This window comes from Telluria sp. ZT3P25, from assembly GCF_059685895.1.
Genome location: NZ_JCASIJ010000001.1, coordinates 1,124,316 through 1,145,723, shown reverse-complemented (window position 1 = coordinate 1,145,723; position 21,408 = coordinate 1,124,316). Strand labels below are relative to the sequence as shown.

21 protein-coding genes are annotated in these 21,408 nt (G+C 65.0%); 6 read left to right on the top strand and 15 right to left on the bottom strand.

Features of this window, described 5'->3' with window-relative positions; all coding sequences use genetic code 11:
* Positions 1 to 159: 159 nt before the first annotated feature.
* A complete protein-coding gene (locus tag AC56LY_RS05090; RefSeq protein WP_343027766.1) occupies positions 160 to 711 on the bottom strand; it encodes a hypothetical protein in 552 nt (183 codons plus the stop codon).
* A 148-nt stretch (positions 712 to 859) separates the two neighbouring features.
* Here AC56LY_RS05090 and AC56LY_RS05085 point away from each other — a divergent pair, with 148 nt between their 5' ends.
* A complete protein-coding gene (locus AC56LY_RS05085) occupies positions 860 to 1,225 on the top strand; it encodes a winged helix-turn-helix domain-containing protein (protein WP_499577099.1) in 366 nt (121 codons plus the stop codon).
* On the opposite strand, the gene AC56LY_RS05080 is transcribed toward AC56LY_RS05085, so the two are convergent.
* The 3 genes from AC56LY_RS05080 to AC56LY_RS05070 all read right to left on the bottom strand — a co-directional run bounded on the left by AC56LY_RS05080 (position 1,222) and on the right by AC56LY_RS05070 (position 5,830).
* Positions 1,222 to 2,523, bottom strand: a complete 1,302-nt coding sequence (locus AC56LY_RS05080; protein WP_343027767.1) for a replication-associated recombination protein A — start codon at positions 2,521 to 2,523, stop codon at positions 1,222 to 1,224. The genes AC56LY_RS05085 and AC56LY_RS05080 overlap by 4 nt on opposite strands.
* Positions 2,524 to 2,540: 17 nt before the next feature.
* Positions 2,541 to 3,176, bottom strand: a complete 636-nt coding sequence (lolA, locus tag AC56LY_RS05075; RefSeq protein ID WP_499577098.1) for an outer membrane lipoprotein chaperone LolA — start codon at positions 3,174 to 3,176, stop codon at positions 2,541 to 2,543.
* Positions 3,177 to 3,325: 149 nt separating this feature from the next.
* Positions 3,326 to 5,830, bottom strand: coding sequence for a DNA translocase FtsK (locus tag AC56LY_RS05070; RefSeq protein ID WP_499577097.1), 2,505 nt, complete (start codon positions 5,828 to 5,830; stop codon positions 3,326 to 3,328).
* A 219-nt stretch (positions 5,831 to 6,049) separates the two neighbouring features.
* On the opposite strand from AC56LY_RS05070, the gene trxB reads away from it, so the two are divergent.
* From trxB to AC56LY_RS05055, 3 genes are all read left to right on the top strand, one after another.
* The gene (gene trxB, locus AC56LY_RS05065) at positions 6,050 to 7,018 is read left to right on the top strand and encodes a thioredoxin-disulfide reductase (protein WP_482898254.1); all 969 of its coding nucleotides are present in this window, start codon (positions 6,050 to 6,052) and stop codon (positions 7,016 to 7,018) included.
* Positions 7,019 to 7,041: 23 nt separating this feature from the next.
* Positions 7,042 to 7,710: a Smr/MutS family protein gene (locus tag AC56LY_RS05060; RefSeq protein WP_499577095.1), complete on the top strand. Its 669-nt coding sequence runs from the start codon at positions 7,042 to 7,044 to the stop codon at positions 7,708 to 7,710.
* A 150-nt stretch (positions 7,711 to 7,860) separates the two neighbouring features.
* Entirely contained in the window at positions 7,861 to 10,056 is a 2,196-nt protein-coding gene (locus tag AC56LY_RS05055; RefSeq protein WP_499577093.1) for an ATP-binding protein, read from the top strand.
* On the opposite strand, the gene AC56LY_RS05050 is transcribed toward AC56LY_RS05055, so the two are convergent.
* Positions 10,025 to 10,450 (bottom strand): DUF1842 domain-containing protein, encoded by a 426-nt coding sequence (locus AC56LY_RS05050; protein ID WP_499577091.1) that lies wholly within the window; start codon positions 10,448 to 10,450, stop codon positions 10,025 to 10,027. The genes AC56LY_RS05055 and AC56LY_RS05050 overlap by 32 nt on opposite strands.
* A gap of 210 nt (positions 10,451 to 10,660) precedes the next feature.
* Here AC56LY_RS05050 and AC56LY_RS05045 point away from each other — a divergent pair, with 210 nt between their 5' ends.
* Positions 10,661 to 11,266 (top strand): trimeric intracellular cation channel family protein, encoded by a 606-nt coding sequence (locus AC56LY_RS05045; protein ID WP_183550873.1) that lies wholly within the window; start codon positions 10,661 to 10,663, stop codon positions 11,264 to 11,266.
* A gap of 33 nt (positions 11,267 to 11,299) precedes the next feature.
* On the opposite strand, the gene AC56LY_RS05040 is transcribed toward AC56LY_RS05045, so the two are convergent.
* A complete protein-coding gene (locus AC56LY_RS05040; RefSeq protein WP_183550870.1) occupies positions 11,300 to 11,638 on the bottom strand; it encodes a P-II family nitrogen regulator in 339 nt (112 codons plus the stop codon).
* The gene (locus tag AC56LY_RS05035) at positions 11,635 to 13,719 is read right to left on the bottom strand and encodes an NAD(+) synthase (RefSeq protein WP_499577089.1); all 2,085 of its coding nucleotides are present in this window, start codon (positions 13,717 to 13,719) and stop codon (positions 11,635 to 11,637) included. The genes AC56LY_RS05040 and AC56LY_RS05035 overlap by 4 nt, the downstream gene beginning before the upstream one ends.
* An 80-nt stretch (positions 13,720 to 13,799) precedes the next feature.
* On the opposite strand from AC56LY_RS05035, the gene AC56LY_RS05030 reads away from it, so the two are divergent.
* Positions 13,800 to 14,945, top strand: a complete 1,146-nt coding sequence (locus AC56LY_RS05030; protein ID WP_499577086.1) for a GNAT family N-acetyltransferase — start codon at positions 13,800 to 13,802, stop codon at positions 14,943 to 14,945.
* Positions 14,946 to 15,034: 89 nt separating this feature from the next.
* Here the strand turns inward: AC56LY_RS05030 and AC56LY_RS05025 are convergent, their stop codons facing one another.
* The 8 genes from AC56LY_RS05025 to mdcA form a co-directional block, all read right to left on the bottom strand.
* The gene (locus tag AC56LY_RS05025; protein ID WP_258837507.1) at positions 15,035 to 15,163 is read right to left on the bottom strand and encodes a hypothetical protein; all 129 of its coding nucleotides are present in this window, start codon (positions 15,161 to 15,163) and stop codon (positions 15,035 to 15,037) included.
* Between the two features lie 131 nt (positions 15,164 to 15,294).
* Positions 15,295 to 16,251, bottom strand: coding sequence for an ACP S-malonyltransferase (locus AC56LY_RS05020; protein WP_499577084.1), 957 nt, complete (start codon positions 16,249 to 16,251; stop codon positions 15,295 to 15,297).
* Entirely contained in the window at positions 16,221 to 17,117 is an 897-nt protein-coding gene (gene mdcB, locus AC56LY_RS05015) for a triphosphoribosyl-dephospho-CoA synthase MdcB (protein ID WP_499577083.1), read from the bottom strand. Before mdcB ends, AC56LY_RS05020 begins: the two co-directional genes overlap by 31 nt.
* A complete protein-coding gene (mdcG, locus tag AC56LY_RS05010) occupies positions 17,110 to 17,784 on the bottom strand; it encodes a malonate decarboxylase holo-[acyl-carrier-protein] synthase (protein ID WP_499573836.1) in 675 nt (224 codons plus the stop codon). The genes mdcB and mdcG overlap by 8 nt, the downstream gene beginning before the upstream one ends.
* On the bottom strand, positions 17,768 to 18,484 hold the full coding sequence (gene mdcE, locus AC56LY_RS05005) for a biotin-independent malonate decarboxylase subunit gamma (protein ID WP_499581959.1): 717 nt from the start codon (positions 18,482 to 18,484) through the stop codon (positions 17,768 to 17,770). The genes mdcG and mdcE overlap by 17 nt, the downstream gene beginning before the upstream one ends.
* Positions 18,484 to 19,392 carry a biotin-independent malonate decarboxylase subunit beta gene (locus AC56LY_RS05000; RefSeq protein ID WP_499577080.1) on the bottom strand — a complete coding sequence of 303 codons (909 nt, stop codon included), beginning with the start codon at positions 19,390 to 19,392 and terminating at the stop codon, positions 18,484 to 18,486. The genes mdcE and AC56LY_RS05000 overlap by 1 nt, the downstream gene beginning before the upstream one ends.
* Positions 19,389 to 19,712 (bottom strand): malonate decarboxylase acyl carrier protein, encoded by a 324-nt coding sequence (gene mdcC, locus AC56LY_RS04995; RefSeq protein WP_258837503.1) that lies wholly within the window; start codon positions 19,710 to 19,712, stop codon positions 19,389 to 19,391. Before mdcC ends, AC56LY_RS05000 begins: the two co-directional genes overlap by 4 nt.
* A gap of 11 nt (positions 19,713 to 19,723) precedes the next feature.
* Positions 19,724 to 21,391, bottom strand: coding sequence for a malonate decarboxylase subunit alpha (gene mdcA, locus AC56LY_RS04990; RefSeq protein ID WP_482898242.1), 1,668 nt, complete (start codon positions 21,389 to 21,391; stop codon positions 19,724 to 19,726).
* Between the last annotated feature and the right edge of the window lie 17 nt (positions 21,392 to 21,408).

The following is a 21,408-nucleotide window of genomic DNA, read 5'->3' as shown; positions in this document are numbered from 1 at the left end:
GGTGGTGGTTTCAGGGTCCGCAAACTTGCTGCGGTATGGTGGTACTGTAGTCACCACGCCCCTGCACCGCCATCGACATGCGACGAAGCGCACGATCCGCAGCGCAGAATGCGCCAATGTCCGACCGACCGCATCACCGCCCGCGTCACCACCCGTCAATCAGCGGCGGCGTGCCATGGGCCCGGGTGAGAACACGTTCAGTGCGAGCCTGGCGCCGTACAGCACGATGAGCGTGCCGGCCAGGTCACCGATGAACATGACGACGAAGCCATGCCACAGATCCTGCCCGCCCGTCAGCGCGAACCAGACGTGGTGCATGGCCGGACTCATGACGGAAAACAGCAGCGCAAAGCAGAACAATCGCTGGCCGCTCATGCCGCGCAGCGAGGCGCCAATGCCCGACGCCAGCAATGCGCGGTAGGCAAGATACGGGGCCAGCGCCGACAGGATGCCGCCGATGAACGAGCGCAGCGGATCATCCGGAAACATGTAGAAGAAGCAGATACCCCAGGACGCCAGCAGCAGGCCGATGGCGCCGGCTTCGGCAAACAGCAGAACGCTCAGCAGGCGCACCCCGGCGGGCAGATAGATCATATTGATGCCGGGCGCAAACTCGAGGTGCGTAAACAAGACTTCGTTCAGCAGGATCGTTGTCAGGAACAGGATCGCGGTACCCGCGACCATCGTGAATTCAAGCTGCAAGTGACGCATGACCGGGAGGCTTTGGTTACAATGTCCATACACTGGACAGACGCGGGATTATAAACAATCGGATGGTATCTCGATGTTATCTGAGGTGCAACAATTTACGGGCGTAGCACCAACGCAACAACATCCCCGACGGGGGCACGGACACTCGATGAGTCACGAAAAACCACTGACGCGACCGGCTGATATCTACCTGCGCTTCCTGCATCTGGTCGATGCCTTGCGCACGTTGCCCACGCTGGGTCCGCTGGACGCACGCGAGGAGCGTGTGCTGACCGTTGTCGCCCGCGCAGCGCAGGCCCAGCAGCGCCTCTCCGTGCGCGACCTGATGGCGCAGGAACATCTGGGCGCGCCCGCCACCATCCATGCGCGGGTCACGGCGATGCGCAAGAAAGGCTGGCTGACGCTCGCCGACACCGAAGACACGCGGCGCAAGCAGGTCGATCTCACGCCAGCCGCGCTGGCGTATTTCGATGAGTTATCCGGCCTGCTGGTGAAGGCCGCCGAGGGTCGCTAGCGGCGCGCTTCGTCGTCCAGCCCGCGCAGCCACGCCATCTTTTCGGCGATCTTGGTCTCGATCCCGCGCGGTACCGGCTGGTACCAGCCCGGCTCTGGCATGTCGTATGGCAGATAGGTCTCGCCGGCCGCATATGCGTTGGGCTCATCGTGCGCATACCGGTAATCGTGACCGTAGCCCAGTTCTTTCATGAGCTTGGTCGGCGCATTGCGCAAATGAACCGGCACTTCGCGTGACTTGTCCTTGCGCACGAACGCCATCGCCGCATTGAAGGCGTTATAGCCGGCATTGCTCTTGGCTGCAATCGCCAGATAAATCACCGCCTGGCCCAGCGCCAGCTCGCCTTCGGGCGAACCGAGCCGCTCGTAGGTGGCCGCCGCGTCGTTGGCCAGCTGGATCGCACGCGGATCGGCAATGCCGATGTCTTCCCAGGCCATGCGCACGATGCGGCGCGACAGGTATTTGGCGTCGGCCCCGCCATCGAGCATCCGGCACAGCCAGTACAGCGCCGCATCTGGGTGCGAACCGCGTACCGACTTGTGCAGCGCCGAGATCTGGTCATAGAAATTGTCGCCACCCTTGTCGAAGCGGCGCACGTTCAGCGTCAGCGCATTCTCGACAAAGTCGGCCGTGATGTGCGTGATGCCGGCCGTCTCGCTCGACGTCTTCGTTTGCTCGAGCAAATTCAGGAAGCGGCGCGCGTCGCCGTCGGCGTAGCCGATCAACGTGTCGACGGCGACGTCGTCGAATTCGAGGTGCTGCAGTACAGATTCTTTCGCGCGCGCCAGCAACTGGCGCAGCTCGTCATCGGTCAGTGCCTTGAGCGTATACACCTGCGACCGTGACAGCAGCGCCGAGTTGACCTCGAACGACGGGTTCTCGGTCGTCGCGCCGATCAACGTGACCAACCCGCTTTCGACGAACGGCAGCAAGGCATCCTGCTGCGATTTGTTGAAGCGGTGGATTTCGTCGATGAACAGGATCGTGTGCTTGCCGCGCGCCAGATACTGCTCGGCCTGGTCGATCGACGCACGGATATCCTTCACGCCCGACAGCACCGCCGACAGCGCGATGAATTCGCAGTCGAACGCATACGCGGTCAGGCGCGCCAGCGTGGTCTTGCCCACGCCCGGCGGGCCCCACAGGATCATCGAATGGGGCTTGCCCGACTTGAAGACCAGGTTCAGCGGCTTGCCGGGGCCCAGCAGGTGGCTCTGCCCAACGACCTCGTCGATGGTGCGCGGGCGCAGGGCTTCGGCCAGCGGCGCCGCCGGTTCGGTTTTGAACAGGTCATCCACGGCGCTCTCCGTACGGCTTACTGGTTGACGACGTCGGCGCCCTTGGGCGTCTCGAACTTGAATTGCTGCGCACCCAGGGCCGGGTTGCGCTGGAAGTTGGCGAACGTCAGGCGCGAAGTCTGGCCGAACGTGTCCTTCAATTCCATCGCCAGCGGCACGCCGCCCTTCAGGCCGATGCTGATCTGCTCGAACGACGTGTCCCTGGCTTTCGGGACGGCGTTGAGCCATTCCATGCCGTCGCGCTCGCCGGCTTCGCTGAGCGTGAAGTTTTCTTCCAGCTTGTTGCGGCCAAACAGGATCGCGGCCGGGGATGAACCCAGCGCGTTACCGAGTTTGCGCACGGTGACCTGGTTCAGGTCCTTGTCGTAGATATACAGCTGGTCACCATCGGCTTGCAGGACTTGCTCGTACGGCTTCTGGTAGGTCCAGATAAATTTGCCGGGGCGGGCAAAGACGAAGCTGCCGCTCGATGCGGGGCTGGCCTTGCCGCTTTTGGATTTGCCCAGCTGTTGCTGGGTAAATTCGCCCTTGGCCGACTTGGTGCTGGCGACGAAGGATTTGAACTGGTCGAGTGCAGCGGCGTGCGCCGTGTTTGAAACGGCAAAGACGCTCGTGGCGAACAGTGCGGCGATCGTGAATTTGGTTGCTTGCATGCGTGGGGCCTTTTCTTGTTGTTGGGGCCTGCTCGGGCAGGTTGAACGCGTGGACGGCAGAGCCGTCTCGCCGGCCGCGTCCACCCTACTTGCGTCGTCGGTTCACGGCCAGCCAGCCAAGCAGCGCAGGCACATGGCCGGCGCGGCGCTTATTCCGCGCTGGCCGCCGGCACCAGGATGTCGCGGTTGCCGTTCGACTGCATCGGCGAGACGACGCCGCTGTTTTCCATCTGTTCCAGCAGGCGCGCGGCGCGGTTGTAGCCGATGCGCAGGTGACGCTGGACCAGCGAGATCGATGCGCGGCGGTTTTTGAGCACCACCTGCACCGCCTGGTCGTACAGCGCATCGGCTTCGCCGCCACCTTCGCCTGGCGCAGCCCCGTCAGCGGCGCCGCCTTCTTCCAGCGTGCCCCCTTCGAGGATGCCTTCAATATAGTTCGGCTCGCCAAGCGATTGCAGATGTTTTACAACTCGATGCACTTCCTCGTCGGACACGAAGGCCCCGTGCACACGCACCGGCAGGCCCGTACCTGGCGGCATGTAGAGCATGTCACCCATGCCCAGCAGCGCCTCGGCGCCCATCTGGTCGAGAATCGTGCGCGAGTCGATTTTTGAGGACACCTGGAACGCAATACGGGTCGGGATGTTCGCCTTGATCAGGCCGGTGATGACGTCGACCGATGGACGCTGCGTCGCCAGGATCAGGTGGATGCCGGCCGCGCGCGCCTTCTGGGCGATACGGGCGATCAGCTCTTCGACCTTTTTACCGACGACCATCATCAGGTCGGCCAGCTCGTCGATGATGATGACGATGGTCGGCAGCTTCTCGAGCGGCTCCGGGTTGTCCGGCATGATCGAGAACGGATTCGGGATGTGCTCTTCGCGCTTGGTCGCCTCGAGGATCTTGTTGTTGTAGCCGGCGAGATTCCTCACGCCGAGCTTGCTCATCAGCTTGTAGCGGCGCTCCATCTCGTTGACCGCCCAGTTCAGCGCATGGCCCGCCTGGCGCATGTCGGTCACGACCGGCGCGAGCAGGTGCGGAATGCCTTCGTACACCGACATTTCCAGCATCTTCGGGTCGATCAGGATCAGGCGCACGTCGGCCGGGTCGGACTTGTAGAGCAGCGACAGGATGGTGGCGTTGATGCCGACCGACTTGCCCGAACCCGTCGTACCCGCCACCAGCAGGTGCGGCATCTTGGCCAGGTCGGCCACCACCGGCTTGCCGGCGATGTCCTTGCCCAGCGCCACGGTCAGGCTCGACGCACTGTCGCCATACACCTTGGAGCCGACGATTTCGGACAGGCGCACGATCTGGCGTTTCGGGTTTGGCAGCTCGAGCGCCATGTAATTCTTGCCGGGGATGGTTTCCACGACGCGGATCGAGGTCAGCGACAGCGAACGCGCCAGGTCGCGCGCCAGGTTGACGATCTGGCTGCCCTTCACGCCGGTGGCCGGCTCGATCTCGTAGCGCGTGACGACCGGGCCCGGGTAGGCAGCCACGACCTTGGCATCGACGCCGAAGTCGGACAGTTTCTTTTCGATGAGGCGGCTGGTGAACTCAAGCGTCTCGACGCTGACCGTTTCGGTCACGGGCGGCGCTTCATCGAGCAGCGCCAGTGGCGGCAGACCGGTATCGCCCCGGTGATCGGAGAACAACGGCGTCTGGCGTTCTTTTTCGGCGCGCTCGGACTTGGGCACGCTGACCATCTGCGGCTCGATCTTGATCGGCTGCAGCGCGGGCTGCGCAGTTGGCGCGGCACTTGGAACGACGCCCGGTGCGACACCAGGCGCCGACGCTGCCGTCGACTTGGCCATGGAAACAGGTGCCGGCGCCGGCGCCATGTCGAGCGATGGCTCGGCCTTGACGACCGGAATCGGCTCGTTCGAATGCTTTTCAGTGAACCTGGCGCGGCCATGGTCGACGACCTCGTCGCGCTTGACAGCCGCCACTTCGCCCTGCTTGCGGTCTTCGATGTCTTCCATGCGCAGACGGAACCAGTCGAACGCGTCGTCGAACACGCCGCCGATCCGCTCGGCCACGGCCAGCCACGAGACCTGGAAGAACAGCGAGAAGCCCAGACCGAACAGCAGCAACAGCAGCAAGGTTGCGCCGGTGGCGCCGAACGTGACCTGGCTTGCGTGCCCGATCAGTTGCCCCAGCACGCCGCCCGGCGCGCGCGGCAGTTCAACGTCCCACGACCACATGCGCAGGTATTCCAGCCCGACGCTGCCGGCGAACATCAGCGCAAAGCCGATCCAGCGGACATAGATTTCACCATGGTGCACGGGTTCGGCCGCCGCCGCGGTGCCGAGCTTGTCGGTCAGGCGCTGCCAGCCGCGCCACACCTGGCGCAGGAAGATGACGCTCCACCACCAGGCCGAAAAGCCGAAGATGAACAGCAGCAGGTCGGACAGCCAGGCCCCGGCGCGCCCGCCCAGGTTATCGATGCGCGGCACCGAATTGGCATGCGACCAGCCGGGATCACCCTTGCTGTAACTGAGAAGGATCAGGACGAAATAAAGGAACGCGACGGCGCCGGCGATCCAGCGCGCTTCGGACAGCAGGCGCGACAGGCGGCCTGGCAGCGGCGCGCGGGCCGTTTGCTTGGTGCGGGTATATCCGGAGGTGGCGGCTGGACTATTCTTGCTCATTGCAGGCACTACTAGGTAACTACGTGGTAAGTACGAATCGGCTATCCGGACATTCTAAGCGATATACGCTCGCGCCGGCCCCACGATTCATGCCCGCGCGCCGCATCGTCTATAATCTGCCCTCTTTCGCACACCCCGACCGGCGCCCGCGTGGGCCTTGATTCTTCTCAAGCCGCCCCCAATTGCCGTGTGTCTATTAACAATCATTGAAGCGCCGCCATGACTACAACTAAACACGCCAAAGTCCTCATCCTCGGTTCCGGTCCTGCCGGCTACAGCGCTGCCGTGTACGCCGCGCGCGCCAACCTCAAGCCGATGCTGGTGACGGGTGTCGAGCAAGGCGGCCAGCTGATGACCACCACCGATGTCGAGAACTGGCCAGGCGACCCGATGGGCGTGCAGGGCCCGGAACTGATGCAGCGCCTGCTGCAGCACGCCGAGCGCTTCAATACCGAGATCGTGTTCGACCAGATCCACACCACCTACCTGAACGAAAAGCCGATCCGCCTGGTCGGTGACAGCTTCACGTTCACCTGCGACGCCCTGATCATCGCGACCGGCGCGTCGGCCCAGTACCTGGGCCTGCCATCGGAGCAGGCGTTCATGGGCAAGGGCGTGTCGGCCTGCGCCACCTGCGACGGTTTCTTCTACCGCAACCAGGAAGTCGCGGTCATCGGCGGCGGCAACACCGCCGTTGAAGAAGCGCTGTACCTGGCCGGCATCGCCTCTAAAGTCACGCTGATCCACCGCCGCGACAAGTTCCGCGCCGAGCCGATCCTGGTCGACCGCCTGATGCACAAGGTTTCCGAAGGCAAGATCGTGCTGGAATACAACCAGACGCTCGACGAAGTCCTGGGTGACAACAGCGGCGTGACAGGCCTGCGCCTGAAGTCGACCCAGACGGGCGAATCGAAGGACCTGACCGTGCACGGCCTGTTCGTCGCCATCGGCCACAAGCCGAATACCGGCATCTTCGAAGGCCAGCTCGAGATGCACAGCGGCGGCTACCTGGTGACCAAGTCGGGCCTCGAAGGCATGGCGACCGCCACCAGCGTGCCGGGCGTGTTCGCTGCGGGCGACGTGCAGGATCACATCTATCGCCAGGCGATCACCAGCTCGGGTACCGGCTGCATGGCCGCGCTCGACGCACAGCGCTATCTCGAAGCGCTGGAAGACGACCCACAGTAAATCCTCACCAGGGACCGCATTCGATGGCGCTCATGAAAGACTTCGCCGAGCTCAAGGGCTTGCGCGACCAGCTCAAGGAAACCGAGCGCGTGCGCGCCATCGAACAGGCCGAGCGTGAACAGCGCGAACGCCTGGCGCGCGAACGGGCCGTGGAATTTCGCAGCTCGATGCGGGGCGTGCGCAAGCTGCCCGAATCCGACCGCTACGTGCACCGCCCGGTGTACGTCGCCCCGAACCGCGACCTGCGCAAGGGGCCAGTGCTCTCTGCCGCTGAAGAGACCGAGGCCGTCCTGCGTGAATCGCTGTCGGACGAATTCGACGTCGAAGGCATGCTCGATGAAGATCCGGCCCTCAGTTATTCGCGCGATGGCGTCGGCCCGGACGTCGTGCGTAAATTGCGCAAACGCCACTGGCCGATCCAGGACGAACTCGACCTGCATGGCCTGAACCGCGACGCTGCGCGCGACGCCCTCACCGACTTTTTGCACCGTGCTAACCGGCGCGGCGTCCGCTGCGTGCGCATCATCCACGGAATCGGCTACGGCTCCCCGGGTGGCGCGCCCGTGCTGCGCGGGATCGTACACAGCTGGCTGGTGCAAAAGAACGAAGTAATTGCCTTTTGCGCGGCCGGCCGTTCCGATGGCGGCCATGGCGCGCTGATCGCGCTGTTGCGCGCTGCGCTGCTGGAATAATGCCCGTCTGTATGGGTAATGCAACATGGCTGTGTAACAATTGCAATGTTCGTGTTTGCAGTGCCGACGCCTTTTGCAGGTTGATTGTAGAATTCTTTTCGGCCGGTCTTTTCCCGGTTATTCGACTAGGGGTGGTGTGATTTGAAGGCAATGCAAGCGGTCATCATGGAGCATGGGCAACGGGTCGATTTGTCGTCCTGCGCCGCAGAGCCGATCCATATCCCGGGCTCGATCCAGCCCCATGGCGCAATCCTGTTCTTTACCGAAGATGCACGTCTGGCCGGCTGGAGCGAAAACGCGCCCGGCATGCTGGGTGTCGTTCCGCAGCTGGGCCTGGCCCTTGGAGACCTGGCGCTGCCGGTGGCCGCCTTCGACGCCATCTCCGACTGCATCGATGCGCTGCACGACGACGATGCCGGTCCGATCGTGGCCGGCCTGTCCATCGGCGCGGCCGAATATGATTGTGTCGTGCACGCCGCCCATGGGCGCGTCACTGCCGAATTCGAACTACGCGAAGCCTCGACTGAAGAAGTATCGCAGTTCGCCGTCAAGGCGCACAGCTCGATCGACCGACTGCGCCGCCAGAAAACCATCGAAGGCCTGCTCAGCGTCGCCGTGACCCAGGTGCGCGATTTCACCGGCTTCGACCGCGTGATGGCGTACCGCTTCCGCGCTGACGACAGCGGCGACGTGGTGGCCGAAAGCCGGCGCGACGACCTGGTGCCGTACATCGGCCAGCGCTATCCGGCCGGCGACATCCCGGCCCAGGCGCGCCGCCTGTACACGCTCAATACGCTGCGCATGATCGGCGACATGGACTACAAAGCCGTGCCACTGTGCGGCGCACCGGGCGCCCTGCCGCTGGACATGAGCTTCGCGGTGCTGCGCAGTGTCTCGCCGGTCCATATCGAATACCTGAAAAACATGCACGTGATGGCGTCGATGAGCGTGTCGATCGTCATCAATGGCCGCCTGTGGGGCCTGATCGCCTGCCATCACATGTCGAAGAAGCTGGTGCCGTACGCGGTACGCCTGGCGGCCGACGTGCTGGCGCAGGTAATGGCCTCGACCATCCTCAGCATCGAAGCGCGCGCCGACGCCACGCTGGCCGAGCAGTCGGCCCGCGTGCGCACGAGCATCGTCGAATCGCTGCTGCTCGACGACGACCCGATCGACGCGTTGGGCGAGCACAGCAAATCACTGATGGCGGCTGCCGGCGCCCAGGCGATGATCGTTGCCCAGCATGGCAAGGTGGTCGTGTATGGCGAGCTGGCACCCGAACTGGCCAAGGCCGTCATTGCGTCGCTGCCCGACAACCAGCACGACTTGCTGGTGCGCGAAGCCAAGCGCGAATGGCCGGAGGCGCTCCAGGAGCAATTGGGGAAGTGGGTCGGCATGCTGGCCCTGCCCTTCGATCCGATGGGCCAGGGCTGGTGCGTGCTGCTGCGCGTCGAACAGATCGAAACCGTGGCCTGGGGCGGTCGTCCCGAAAAGATTGCCATCTTCGGCCCGCTGGGCGAACGCCTGACGCCACGCGGCTCGTTCGACGCCTGGCATGAAACGGTGCGCGGCTGTGCGCATCCGTGGGAACCGACCGTGCTGGGCAATGCCCGTTTGACGCTGGCCGAGCTGGTGCGCGCGATGAACTCGCACCGCTCCCAGACCGAAGCAACCCGCGCGCAGTTGCTGGCGATGCTCGGGCACGACCTGCGCGATCCGCTGCACTCGATCAATATGGCCGGCATGGTGCTGGAACGCACCGGCAACGGTGGCGGCAACGGCCAGCCGACGCTGGGCAAGCGCATCCAGTCATCGACCAACCGCATGCAGCGCATGATCAGCCAGGTGCTGGACATGAGCCGCATCGACAGCGGCATGGGTCTGGGCGTGTCGCTCGTGCCCGTCGACCTGAAGGAATTGCTGATCGACCTGATGGACGAGGCGCGCATGGCGTACCCGTCGATCCCGCTCGACCTGATCTGCGACGACGACGCCACCGTCAAGGCCGACAGCGGCCGCCTCGGTCAGGTGTTATCCAACCTGATGAGCAATGCACGCCATCACGGCGAGCCAGGCACGCCGGTAACCGTGTGCCTGCGCGCCAACGAGCGCGACGCATCGGTCGAAGTCGCCAACGCCGGTCAGGCGATTCCACCCGAAACGGTGGCCACGCTGTTCAACCCGTTCAAGCGTGCGTCGATGAACAACCCGCGCAACCGCACCGGCATGGGCCTGGGCCTGTATATCGCGCAGCAGATCGTGCGCGAGCACCAGGGCGAGCTGGCCTACCGGTATGCGGATGGGCGGGTCATCTTTACGCTGCGTCTGCCGCTGCTCGCAGGGTAAGGCCCGGCGTGATCGGCACATCGGTCACGTCGTTTGGCGGGTAGTTGAAGTAGCCGCGGCCTACCCAGTCGTTGTCGGTCACAAAGAAAGCGCTGAACGGAATCTCCAGGGTGCCGATCGCCGGCGGTTTGAGCGGCGTGAAGATGGTGCCCTTGAGCGCCAGCGAGCGCGTCGCCGGGCCGAATCCCATCGCGCGTATCTGGCCGGTGATGTTCGACACCGGCAGCTCGCCGTATGGTGGCGCCAGCGCCTGGGTGATCTCGCCCTTGCCCTGCACGGTGCCATCGGCCCCGTCGATCAGCAGCGCCATCGTCAGGATCGGGGCGCCGGGCATGCCCTGGTTGCCGGCGGTCAGCGTGACCACTCTTACGGACTCGAACGTATTCGCCATCATGTGCTCCTTGATCTGGTTGGCCTGCGGGATTGCCCGGCGTTCGCGCCGCTCGGGGCATCGTCACTGTAAGCAACCCAGGCCACGCCCACCTTCCGGTTTCCTTCCGGTGCGCAAGCAACAGCACTTGATCCGTGCCACCCGCACATAATTCTCTTATGCAAGCGCCGAGCACGTGGTAATCTCACAACACCATTCCCAGCCTCCTGTTGCATGACGCTCATCAAGTTCATCGAAATCATGGCGATCCTGGTCGGCGCGTTTTCCGGCTTCATCGAAGCGCGGCGCAAGCGCATGGACCTGGTGGGCGTCTTCACCGTCGCGTTCATCACGGCATTCGGCGGCGGCACGCTGCGCGACATCCTGCTCGACAAGCGCCCCCTGTTCTGGGTGACGCACCAGGAATACGCCATTGCGATCTTCGTGCTGGCACTGGTTGCCTCTCCCCTCATCCGCACGCTGCGTCAGATCGTCTCGGAACGCCTGATCGTGATTGCCGATGCCGTCGGCCTGGGCCTGTTTTCGATCGCCGGCGTATCGGCCGCGCTGGCCGCGGACATGCCGATCTTCATCGCCTCGATGATGGGCGTGATTACCGGGATTTTCGGGGGTGTGCTGCGCGATATCGTCTGTAACGAAGTGCCGATGGTGTTCCGGGACGGCAAACCGTATGCGATCTGCGCCTTCATCGGCAACTGGCTCTTCCTGCTCATGGGCAAGTACGGCGTGCCGGACGATTTTGCGCTGTGGTCGAGCTGCCTGTTCATCAGTGGCCTGCGGCTGCTGACGTGGAAGTTCGATATGCGGATGGGGCGGTAGCGATGCACCGCCCCCGGGGTCGAGCAGGCCGGCTTAGACGGCGTCGGGGCCGGTCTCGCCGGTACGGATCCGGATGACCTGCTCGATGTTCTGCACGAAGATCTTGCCGTCACCGATCTTGCCGGTGCGCGCCGCCTTGATGATGGCGTCGACGACGCTGTCGGCCATCGGATCGTCCACCACGACTTCGATCTTCACTTTCGGCAGGAAGTCCACGACGTACTCGGCGCCGCGGTACAGCTCGGTATGCCCCTTCTGACGGCCGAAACCCTTCACTTCAGTGACGGTCAGGCCGGTGACGTTCACTTCGGCCAGCGCTTCGCGCACTTCGTCGAGCTTGAACGGTTTGATCACGCAGGTAATCTGTTTCATGGTGGTAGTCCTTTCGATGAGTCGGGGATGGTCGCCAGGTCGTCGAGCCAGACGGTGGCTTCGGAGTCGGACGGTGCGCGCCAGTCGCCGCGTGGCGAGAGGGAGCCGCCGTTGCCGACCTTCGGTCCGTTCGGCACGCACGAGCGCTTGAACTGGCTGGTCTTGAAGAATCGGAATAAAAAGATCGACAGGTTGCGCTTGATGGCGTCCAGGTCGTATTGGTTGCGCGTGCCGGTCTCGTCCGGCCAGCGGCCTGTCGCGTTGTCGTGCCAGGCCGAATACGCCATGAACGCGACCTTGCTCGGCTTGAAGCCGTAGCGCAACGTGTAAAACAGGTTGAAGTCTTGCAGCTCGTAGGGCCCGATGCGCTCCTGCGTGCTTTGCGCGGGCTTGGCATCGGCGCCGTGACTGACTGCGCCGCCGGGTACCAGCTCCGGGCTGATCTCGGTATCGAGAATGTCGATCAGCACTTGCGACTGGCCTTCGGCAACCACGGTGCCCGTCTCGGCCACCCAGCGCACCAGGTACGAGATCAGCGTCTTGGGCACGCTGGCGTTGACGTTGTAGTGCGACATATGGTCGCCCACGCCGTAGGTGCACCAGCCCAGCGCCAGCTCGGACAAATCGCCCGTGCCGATCACGATCCCGTTGTGGAAGTTCGCAAGCCGGAACAGGTGGTTGGTGCGCTCGCCCGCCTGCACGTTCTCGAACGTGATGTCGTAATCCGGCATGCCTTCGCTGTACGGGTGGCCCAGATCCTTGAGCATCTGAATGCAGCTGGGGCGGATATCGATTTCCTGCGCGCTGCAGCCCACGGCCGTCATCAGGTCGCGCGCCTGTTTGAGCGTGCGCTCGCTGGTGGCAAAGCCCGGCATCGTGTAGGCCAGGATGTTCGTGCGCGGCAGCTTCAGGCGGTCCATCACCTTGGCACAGACGAGCAGCGCATGGGTCGAGTCCAGGCCGCCCGAGACACCGATGACCACCTTCTGGATGCCGCTCGAGGCCAGGCGCTGGATCAGTGCCTGCACCTGGATGTTGTAGACCTCGGTGCAGCGCTCGTCGCGCAGGGCGCGGTCGGCCGGCACGTATGGGAAGCGCTCGACGACGCGCGCCAGCGGCAAGGTGTGCTCCACGGGCAGCGCGAGGTCGAAGCGCACGATGCGAAACGCCGCGACTTCGGCCGCGTGGCGCTGCGCAGTCTGCGCGAACGTGGTGGCTTTCATGCGCTCGGTCGACAGGCGCTCAAGGTCGACGTCGGCGAAGATGATGTGCGACTCGTCGGAAAAGCGTTCGGATTCGGCCAGCAGCTCGCCTTTTTCGTAGATCAGCGACTGGCCATCCCACGCCATGTCGGTGGTCGATTCGCCCCGCCCGGCCGACGTGTACAGGTAAGCGGCCATGCAGCGCGCCGATTGCTGGGCGACCAGCTGATGGCGGTAGCCGCTCTTGCCGACGACGACGTTCGATGCCGACAGGTTGACCAGCACCGTGGCGCCGGCCAGTGCCGCGAACGACGATGGTGGCACCGGCACCCAGACGTCTTCGCAGATCTCGAGGTGAAAGCGCAGCAGCGGCAGGTTGGCGACCTCGAACAGCAGGTTCACGCCGAACGGCACGGTCTCGCCAAACAGGTCGATCTGATCGACCGGCGCGCAATCGGCGGGCGTGAACTGCCGGGATTCGTAAAACTCGCCATAATTAGGCAAATAACTTTTCGGCACCACGCCCAGCACGCGCCCATCGGCGATGGCGACGGCGCAGTTGAACAGCATGTGGTTGACCCGCAGCGGCATGCCGATGACGATGGCCAGCGGCAGGCTGCGCGAGGCATCGAGAACGGTGCGCAAGCCGCCCAAGCAGGCGTCGAGCAGCGCGCGCTGGTGGAACAGGTCGTCGCAGGTGTAGGCGGACAGGCCCAGTTCAGGAAACGCGACCAGTGCCGCGCCTTCGCTTGCTGCCTGCTGCGCCAGTTTGATCGTCTGTTCGACGTTGTAGGCCGGGTCGGCCACACGGATGCGCGGGATGGCGACCGCAACGCGTGCAAAATGGTGCGAATAGAGATTGAAGAATCGGCTGGTCATAAGGGTCCCTCGCAGTGCCGACGCGGCGAATCGCTGCCCGTGGCACTCACTTCTTGGAATTGGAAGCAATGTTGAAAGCAATGACAGATTATCGCACGCATATCGTCTCGAGCCTGTCCGAAGTCGGGCAGGCGCCATGGGACGCGCTGGTCCAGGCCCAGGCCGCGCCAACGCCGTTTCTCTCGTACGCCTTCCTGCACGCGCTGCATGCGTCGGGCAGCGCGGCGCCCGAAAGCGGCTGGCAGCCACAGTTCCTGCTGCTGTACGACGCGGCCGACGTGCTGGCGGCCGCCCTGCCCCTGTACGTCAAGGGCCACTCGTATGGCGAGTATGTGTTCGACTGGGCCTGGGCCGATGCCTACGCGCGCAATGGCCTCGATTACTACCCGAAGCTGCTGTCGGCGATTCCGTTCACGCCGGTGGCCGGCTCGCGCCTCTTGGCAGTCGACGCCGCCGCGCGCGCCGCGCTGATCGACGTGCTGACGGCCACGCAGTCGGCCACCGAAGTCTCGTCGACCCACATCCTGTTCCCGCCCGAAGATGAAGCGCAGGCCCTCAAGGATGCCGGCTTCCTGCTGCGCAGCGGCGTGCAGTTTCACTGGCTGAACCGGGGCTATGCGAGCTTTGATGACTTCCTGGCCACGCTGGAGCCGAAAAAGCGCAAGAACATCCGCGCCGAGCGGCGCAAGGTGGTTGAGGCTGGGGTGACGATGCGGCGCGTGCGCGGCGCGGATGCCACGCGTGAAGACTGGGTACTGTTCAACCGCTGCTACCGCAACACCTATAAAGACCACCACTCGACGCCCTACCTGAACCTGGACTTTTTCCTGCGCATCGGTGCGACGATGCCGGACAATATCCTCCTGGTGATCGCCGAACTGGAAGGCCGTGCGGTCGCCGCGTCCCTCGTCATTCATGATGCCGACACGCTGTACGGTCGCTACTGGGGCGCGCTCGAACACGTGCCGTGCCTGCACTTCGAGGCCGCGTATTACCAGCCACTGGAATTCTGCATCGAACAGGGCATCGCCACATTCGAAGGCGGCGCGCAGGGCGAGCACAAGATGGCGCGCGGCTTCCTGCCGACCAAGACCTGGTCGGCGCACTGGCTTGCGCACCCGTCGTTTGCGAATGCGGTGGAAAATTTCCTGCAGCGTGAAGCTGGCGGCATCGACGACTATCTCGATGAGCTGAACGAGCGCAGTCCGTTTCGCAGCCAGCCATGAGACGACGCTCCTAGATGAAAAAAAAGGCCGGCCCGCAGTACGGGCCCAGCCTTTTCATCAGTCCGCCAGGGGGTGGCGGTGAGTACTGCTTAGTTCCAGCCGCCGGCGTTCAGGCGATAGTCGACCTTCGATGGCTTGATGGCTTCAGCGCGCTTGCGCAGGGCATATTTGGCGCGGCTGCCGGCAGCGGCGACCAGTGCGTGGACAATCTTTTTCACGTAGAGCTCCTTCGATTGCATTGCCCAGATGGGCAACGCCTATGGTTTCAGTTGGTGTACCACTGTTATATAGGCGACTCAGCGTGTTTTCCAATTGTGAGTTGCAATATCAGACATCAGTTTCGTGAATGTCAGTCGAGCTGCCTGTCTAGCCAGGCGCGTATCCCGTCGAGCGAGCGGAATTCCATGACCGAGCGGCACGCAATGTTTGGGTTGCGAGACTGCAACATACGGGACAGCGCGGCGCCCGGCCCCAGTTCGAGCGCCACAGCGACGCCGGCCTCGCCCAACGCGTCCATACAGTCACGCCAGCGGATCGGCTCGGCGATCTGGCGCGGCAGTTCCGCCAACGCTTTGGCCGTATCGAACACCGGTTCGGCCGTGATGCCGGATAGCACCGGGAACGCAGGTGCGTGCCAGTGCGCATCCGCCAGCAAGGCCTCGAACGGTGCGACCGCAACCGCCAGCAGTGGCGTATGCGATGCGACCGCGACCGGCAGCACCGTGGCGTGGCCACCGGCGGCGATCGCGGCGCTGGCCAACGCGTCACGCTGCGCGGCCGGACCGCCTGCCACCAGCGCATCGTCACCGGTCACGATGGCAGGATAAAAACCGGCGTCCGCCAGCAACGCATCAACGGTCCCGGACGGCATGCCGGACAACGCCACCATGCCCTGCGCCGCACCCTCGACCACACAGGCATCCATCAGGCGCGCCCGTTCGATGGCCAGCTTGATCACGTCCTCCGGTGCCAGCGCTCCGGCCACGCCATAGGCCGACAATTCCCCGATGCTGTAGCCGGCCACCAGCGCCGGCGTCGCGATCGTGGCCTGCAACGCGCGCCACATGGCCAGCGTGGCAGCGACGATGGCCGGTTGTGCGATGCGGTTCGTGAAGCGTTCTTCGCCAAGGCCGGCCTGCAGCGTTGCACCCAGCTCAGGATCGGCACACCATTCCTCAAGCAGCCGGCTGGCGGCAGGGTCCGTGCGCGCCATCTCGAACATGGCCGGATGCTGCGCGCCCTGCCCCGGACACAGGATGGCCAGGCGCCCCGCCATCAGCGCGTCGTCACCGCGTGCACGAGGCACACGGCGCCCAGCAGATCGGCCGCGCCGCCCGGCGACAGGCGCGATGCCACGAAGGTGCGGTGGCTGGCCAGCGCCCGTGCTTCCCAGTCCGGCGCAGCCGTAGCACCGCGTGCGACGAAGGCGCGTGCCTGGCGCCGCACGGTCAACGCGCCTTCAACGCCGCCGCGGTGGTAGACATTGGTGTCGCTGATATGGGCCATCAACGCAAACAGTGCGTCGATGCGTGCTTCGCGCATGCCACGTCCCGCTGCCAATGCCTGGTGCAGCGCCGGCAGGCCCACATCGAATACCGAAGGAAAGCCAAGCGCGCCTTCTTCACGCGCACCGCTGGCTGCGTAGCGCAGCACGGCGCGGGCGCCGTGCGAAACAGGCTCGCCTTTGACAACGCTGTGCGCCCCCAGCGCCTGGCCCCAGCATGCGCGCAGCAGCTCGCCAATGCGCGCCGGGGTCAAGCCTTCACCACGCGCCCGGCAGCGACCGATGGCTGCGCACAGCATGCCCAGGCAAAAGATCGCGCCACGGTGCGTGTTGATGCCGCCGGTCGCGCGCAGCATCCGTGCTTCGGCGTCGATACCCAGTTGTTTTAGCGTGTGGAATGGCGCATCCAGCATGCCGGCGCGGGTGATGTCGCCAAAGTAGCGGCGCAGCGCAAACAGGCTGCGCACGAAGGTGGCGGCCGTCATGTCGGTGTGGCTGCCGTTGTCGATCTTCGAGACGAGGCCTGGCTTCGGGTACAGCACCAGTTCCGCGTACAGGCTGCGCACGGCAACGCCTGCGATGCGCTGGCAAAAGGCGCGCTCGCTGGTGTCGCCCTGCTCGGGCCAACCAGGCGCACGCACCGTCTGCAGCGGATTCAGGTCATCCATGTTCTTCCTCCAGCGTGGCCATCAAGGCTTCGGGCAGCACCAGCGCAATGCGGTCCAGCCCCTTCGTCAGCACGCGCGTGCCCGGCGCACCGGCAAACGCCGCGCGCAGTTCTTTCCACGCGACCGCGCGGCCATCGGGAAACACCACTTCGCCATCCAGCGGCAGGATGCCCGCATGCCACGACAGCAGATCGAGCCCAATCATCAGCTGGCGCCGCGTCTGCGGCTGCAGCAGCACGTCGATATCGGACAGCGGCGTCAGATAATACTGGCCCGTGAGCGCGGCCAGCGCCACCGAGCCATACACGGAGAGGCTCACGCCCGCATCGGCCGCCTGGCGCTCCAGCGCTTCCAGGCCTTCGCGCCACTGCGCCGGCACGGCGTCGAGCGCGCCCACGAGCGGCAAGGCGCGCGTGCGCCGGCCGATATCGGACATCTCGACGGCGCAACCGAATTTGAGTTTGCCGCCATCTTCGGGGCGCGGCGGCAGCGGGAACCCGATTGCCACCTCGCCCGGCAGCATGCCAGCCTCGGTGCGCCGCACGACCGCTGGCCAGCCGCCATCACGCCAGCGATCCAGTGCAGACAGGGCAGCCTGCGGCGCGCCCGAACGCACACGCTGCCAGCCGCGGCTCGTCAGCCAGACCAGGTCATGCCGGGCGAACATCGCTGCCCACCCTGACCGCCTGCGCCACCGGGTGCGCCATCAGGCGGCCGCCCCGCGCCAGGCCCAGCGCCATTCGCCCATCCTCGACCTTGGCATCGGCCAGCGCGCGCACCAGTTCACCGGCCAGATCGCCATCCCAGATGCCGTGCAGGCCACCCATGCGCAGGTAGTTTTCCGGACCCGGTGCGAACACCGGATTGTCCTTGGCCAGTTCGGTCAGACGTTCCTCGGGCACCTTGGTGATGCGCGCCATCGCCGGCAAGCCCATCACGCGGATGGTCGCCTCGGGCAGCGCGTAACACGCGCTGGCGATCAGGCCGCTGGTGATGAAGCCACCCGACAGCGCCTGGTCGTACACGAGGCCGATCACCGTGTGGCCTTCGCGCCGCGCCAGGTCGACGCATTTGCCCAGATGGGCCATGTAGCTGTTGATGCCCAACATCTCGTCGCGGTGGCGCAGGCGCTGGCCTTGCGTGTCGACCAGGATCAGGATCGGGCGCCCCGGATGCTCGCGCACCGTCCGCAGGATCGCCTGCGCCTGGGCCAGCGCGATCTCGATGCCGATCGGCGTGTGGTCGGTGGTGCCAATGACGGCCACCGGCTTGCCGTCGACCTGCGCGCTGCCGCTCAAAAAATTGTCGGCTTCGGTGATGGTATGCCCGCCGGGGAAAAGTTGTGCTGCTACCGTCTGCCAATCCATCATCGTTCTCCCAGCGTGGGCGTGGCGCGGTGCTGCGCCGCCAGTTCGAGGAAGGCGTCGGGTTCCAGCATCGGCACCCGCGCCGGGTCCGGCATGCCCAGTCCCTTCCAGATATCCATCGGTTCGGTGAGGCCCTGCGTGTCATGCAGGCGCCGTTCGAGCATCGCCTGCTCGGCCAGCAGGCCGTCGAGCGTCAACGGTGCGCCGCCCGCCGGGATGTCCGCGATGGCTTCGAGCGCCGCAGCGCGCAGCGCCTCTGTATCGTCTTCTACCAGCACCTGACAGTCGCCCAGCAGGTAGCGGTGCTTGCCGCCCGTCGTGCGCCAGACCAGCGCGCGGTCGCGCGAATCGAATTCTTCCACGCCGTTGGCAGTCTCGATGACTTCGGGGCCCGACATCGCCAGGCGCCCTTCCTCGGACATGATGACGGTATTGGCGCAGCGCGCCGCGATGCCCATGCCGCCAAAGCAGCCGTTGGCACCGCCGACCACCGCGATCACGGGGATGCCGGCCGCGCGCACGTCGAGCATCGCGCGCATGACTTCCGACACGGCGATCAGGCCCGCATTGGCTTCATGCAGCCGCACGCCGCCCGATTCGAGCAGCAGCACGACGGCGTGCGCCCGTTCGTCGATCGCACGCTGCAGCATGCCCACCAGCTTGGCGCCATGCACTTCGCCCACCGCGCCGCCCATGAAGCCGCCCTCCTGCGCTGCGCCGAACACGACCTGGCCCCCCAGCTTGCCGCGCCCGACGACGACACCATCGTCGAACGACACCGCCGCATCGAGCTGCGCCAGGTGCGGACTGACGATGCGCATGGACGGCGGCAGGAATTCTTCGAAACTGCCGGCGTCGAACATGGCCGGAATGCGCTGGCGCGCCGTGAGTTCCTGATAGCTGCTCATGGCGCGCCTCCAGGAAGAGCGGCGATCGACTCGACCGCCTGGTCCAGGCGCAGGCTCACGACGGCCGGCGTGGCGCCCATGTCGTTGACGCTCACGCGCGCGTCGGCCAGGCTCCAGCGCGCATGAAAGTCGGCCATGACGGCCTGCCAGGTGGCGCCGAAACCGACGGCCGCCGTGCGCACTTCGATCTCGCACGCGCCCTTCAGGTGCGCCGGTTCAATCAGGATTTCGAGATTGCCCGAGCCGACCACGCCCACCAGCTGCGGCATGCCGCTCAACGGGCGCTGCCCGCCTTCGAATCGATAGTTCAGCGTTTCCATGATGTTGTTCCTTACCAGTTCCTGAAGCGCTTCGGCGGGTCGTACAGCCCGCCCGATGCGCGCACCAGGCCCTTCATGTTCTTGGCGGCCAGCAGGTCGCGGGTCGCCATGCGTTTGTCGATGCCGAGATCTTCCGGCCGGCGGATGATGCCCCGGTCGCGCAGGTTCTCGACCATGCGCTTGTCGCGCGCCATGCCCACCGGCGTGTAGCCGGCCACGCCGCGGATCGCCTGTTCGCGCTCTTCATCCGTGCGGCACAGCAGCAGGTTGGCGATGCCTTCCTCGGTCAGGATGTGACTCACGTCGTCACCATAGATCATCACCGGCGGAATCGCCATGCCGGCCTGCTCGGCCAGTTGCCAGGCGTCGAGCTTGTCGACGAAGGCCGGTGCCATGTGTTCGCGGAAGGTCTCGACCATCTGCACCACCAGCTTCTGCCCGCGCGGGATCACGTTGCGGCCCGCGCGCGCCTCTTCGCCGGCCTTCAGCCAGGCCTTGCTCGGATGGCGCCGGCCGCGCGCATCGGCGCCCATGTTCGGCGCGCCGCCAAAGCCCGCGATGCGCCCCAGCGTGGCGGTCGACGAATTGCCCTGCAAGTCGATCTGCAGCGTCGAGCCGATGAACAGGTCGCAGGCGTAGTGCCCGGCTGCCTGGCAGAAGGCGCGGTTGCTGCGCATCGAGCCATCGGGCCCGACAAAGAACACGTCGGGCCGCGCGCGGATATAGTTTTCCATCCCCAGTTCGGAACCGAACGAGTGCACCGATTCGACGAAGCCCGCTTCGATGGCCGGAATCAGGGCCGGATGCGGGTTCAGCGCCCAGTGACGGGCAATCTTCCCTTTCAGGCCCAGGCTCGCGGCGTAGGTTGGCAGCAGCAGTTCGATGGCGGCCGTGTCGAAACCGATGCCGTGGTTCAGGCGCTCGATCTCGTACTCGGCATAGATGCCCTTGATGGCCATCATCGCCATCAACACCTGGATCTCCGAAATCAGGGCCGGGTCACGGGTGAACAGCGGCTCGATGTAGTACGGCGTGGGCGACTGCACGACGTAGCCGACCCAGTCGCCGGGAATGTCGATGCGGGGCAGCTTGTCGACGATCTGGTTCACCTGCGCGATCACGATGCCGCTCTTGAAGGCCGTCGCTTCGGCAATCGCCGGCGTGTCTTCGGTGTTCGGGCCGGTGTACAGATTGCCATCGCGGTCGGCCATCTCGGCGGCCACCAGCGCCACGCGCGGCGTCAGGTCGATGAAGTAGCGCGCGAACAGCTCGAGGTAGGTGTGGATCGCGCCGATATTGAGCTTGCCCGACTGCGCCAGTTTGGCCAGGCGCCCGGCCTGCGGGCCCGAGAATGAAAAGTCGAGCTTGGAGGCGATCCCCTTCTCGAACACGTCCAGGTGTTCAGGCAGCGAGAGCACCGACAGCAGCATGTGCAGGTCATGCACACGCGCCGTATCGACGCGCGTCAGGGCTTTACCGAGAAAGTCGGCCTGCTTCTGGTTATTGCCTTCGAGGCAGACGCGGTCGCCCGGTTCGAGCACCGCGTGCAGCAGCTCGACGATGTGCGAGGCCTGGACGACCTTGCCGTCGAGCGCCCCGCCAAGGGCGGCGCCGGCGCGGGCCAGGCGCTCGCTGCGGTTACGTTGCTGGCCGGTCCAGCGGCCTTCAGCATGATTCATGATAATTCCTAAAATTT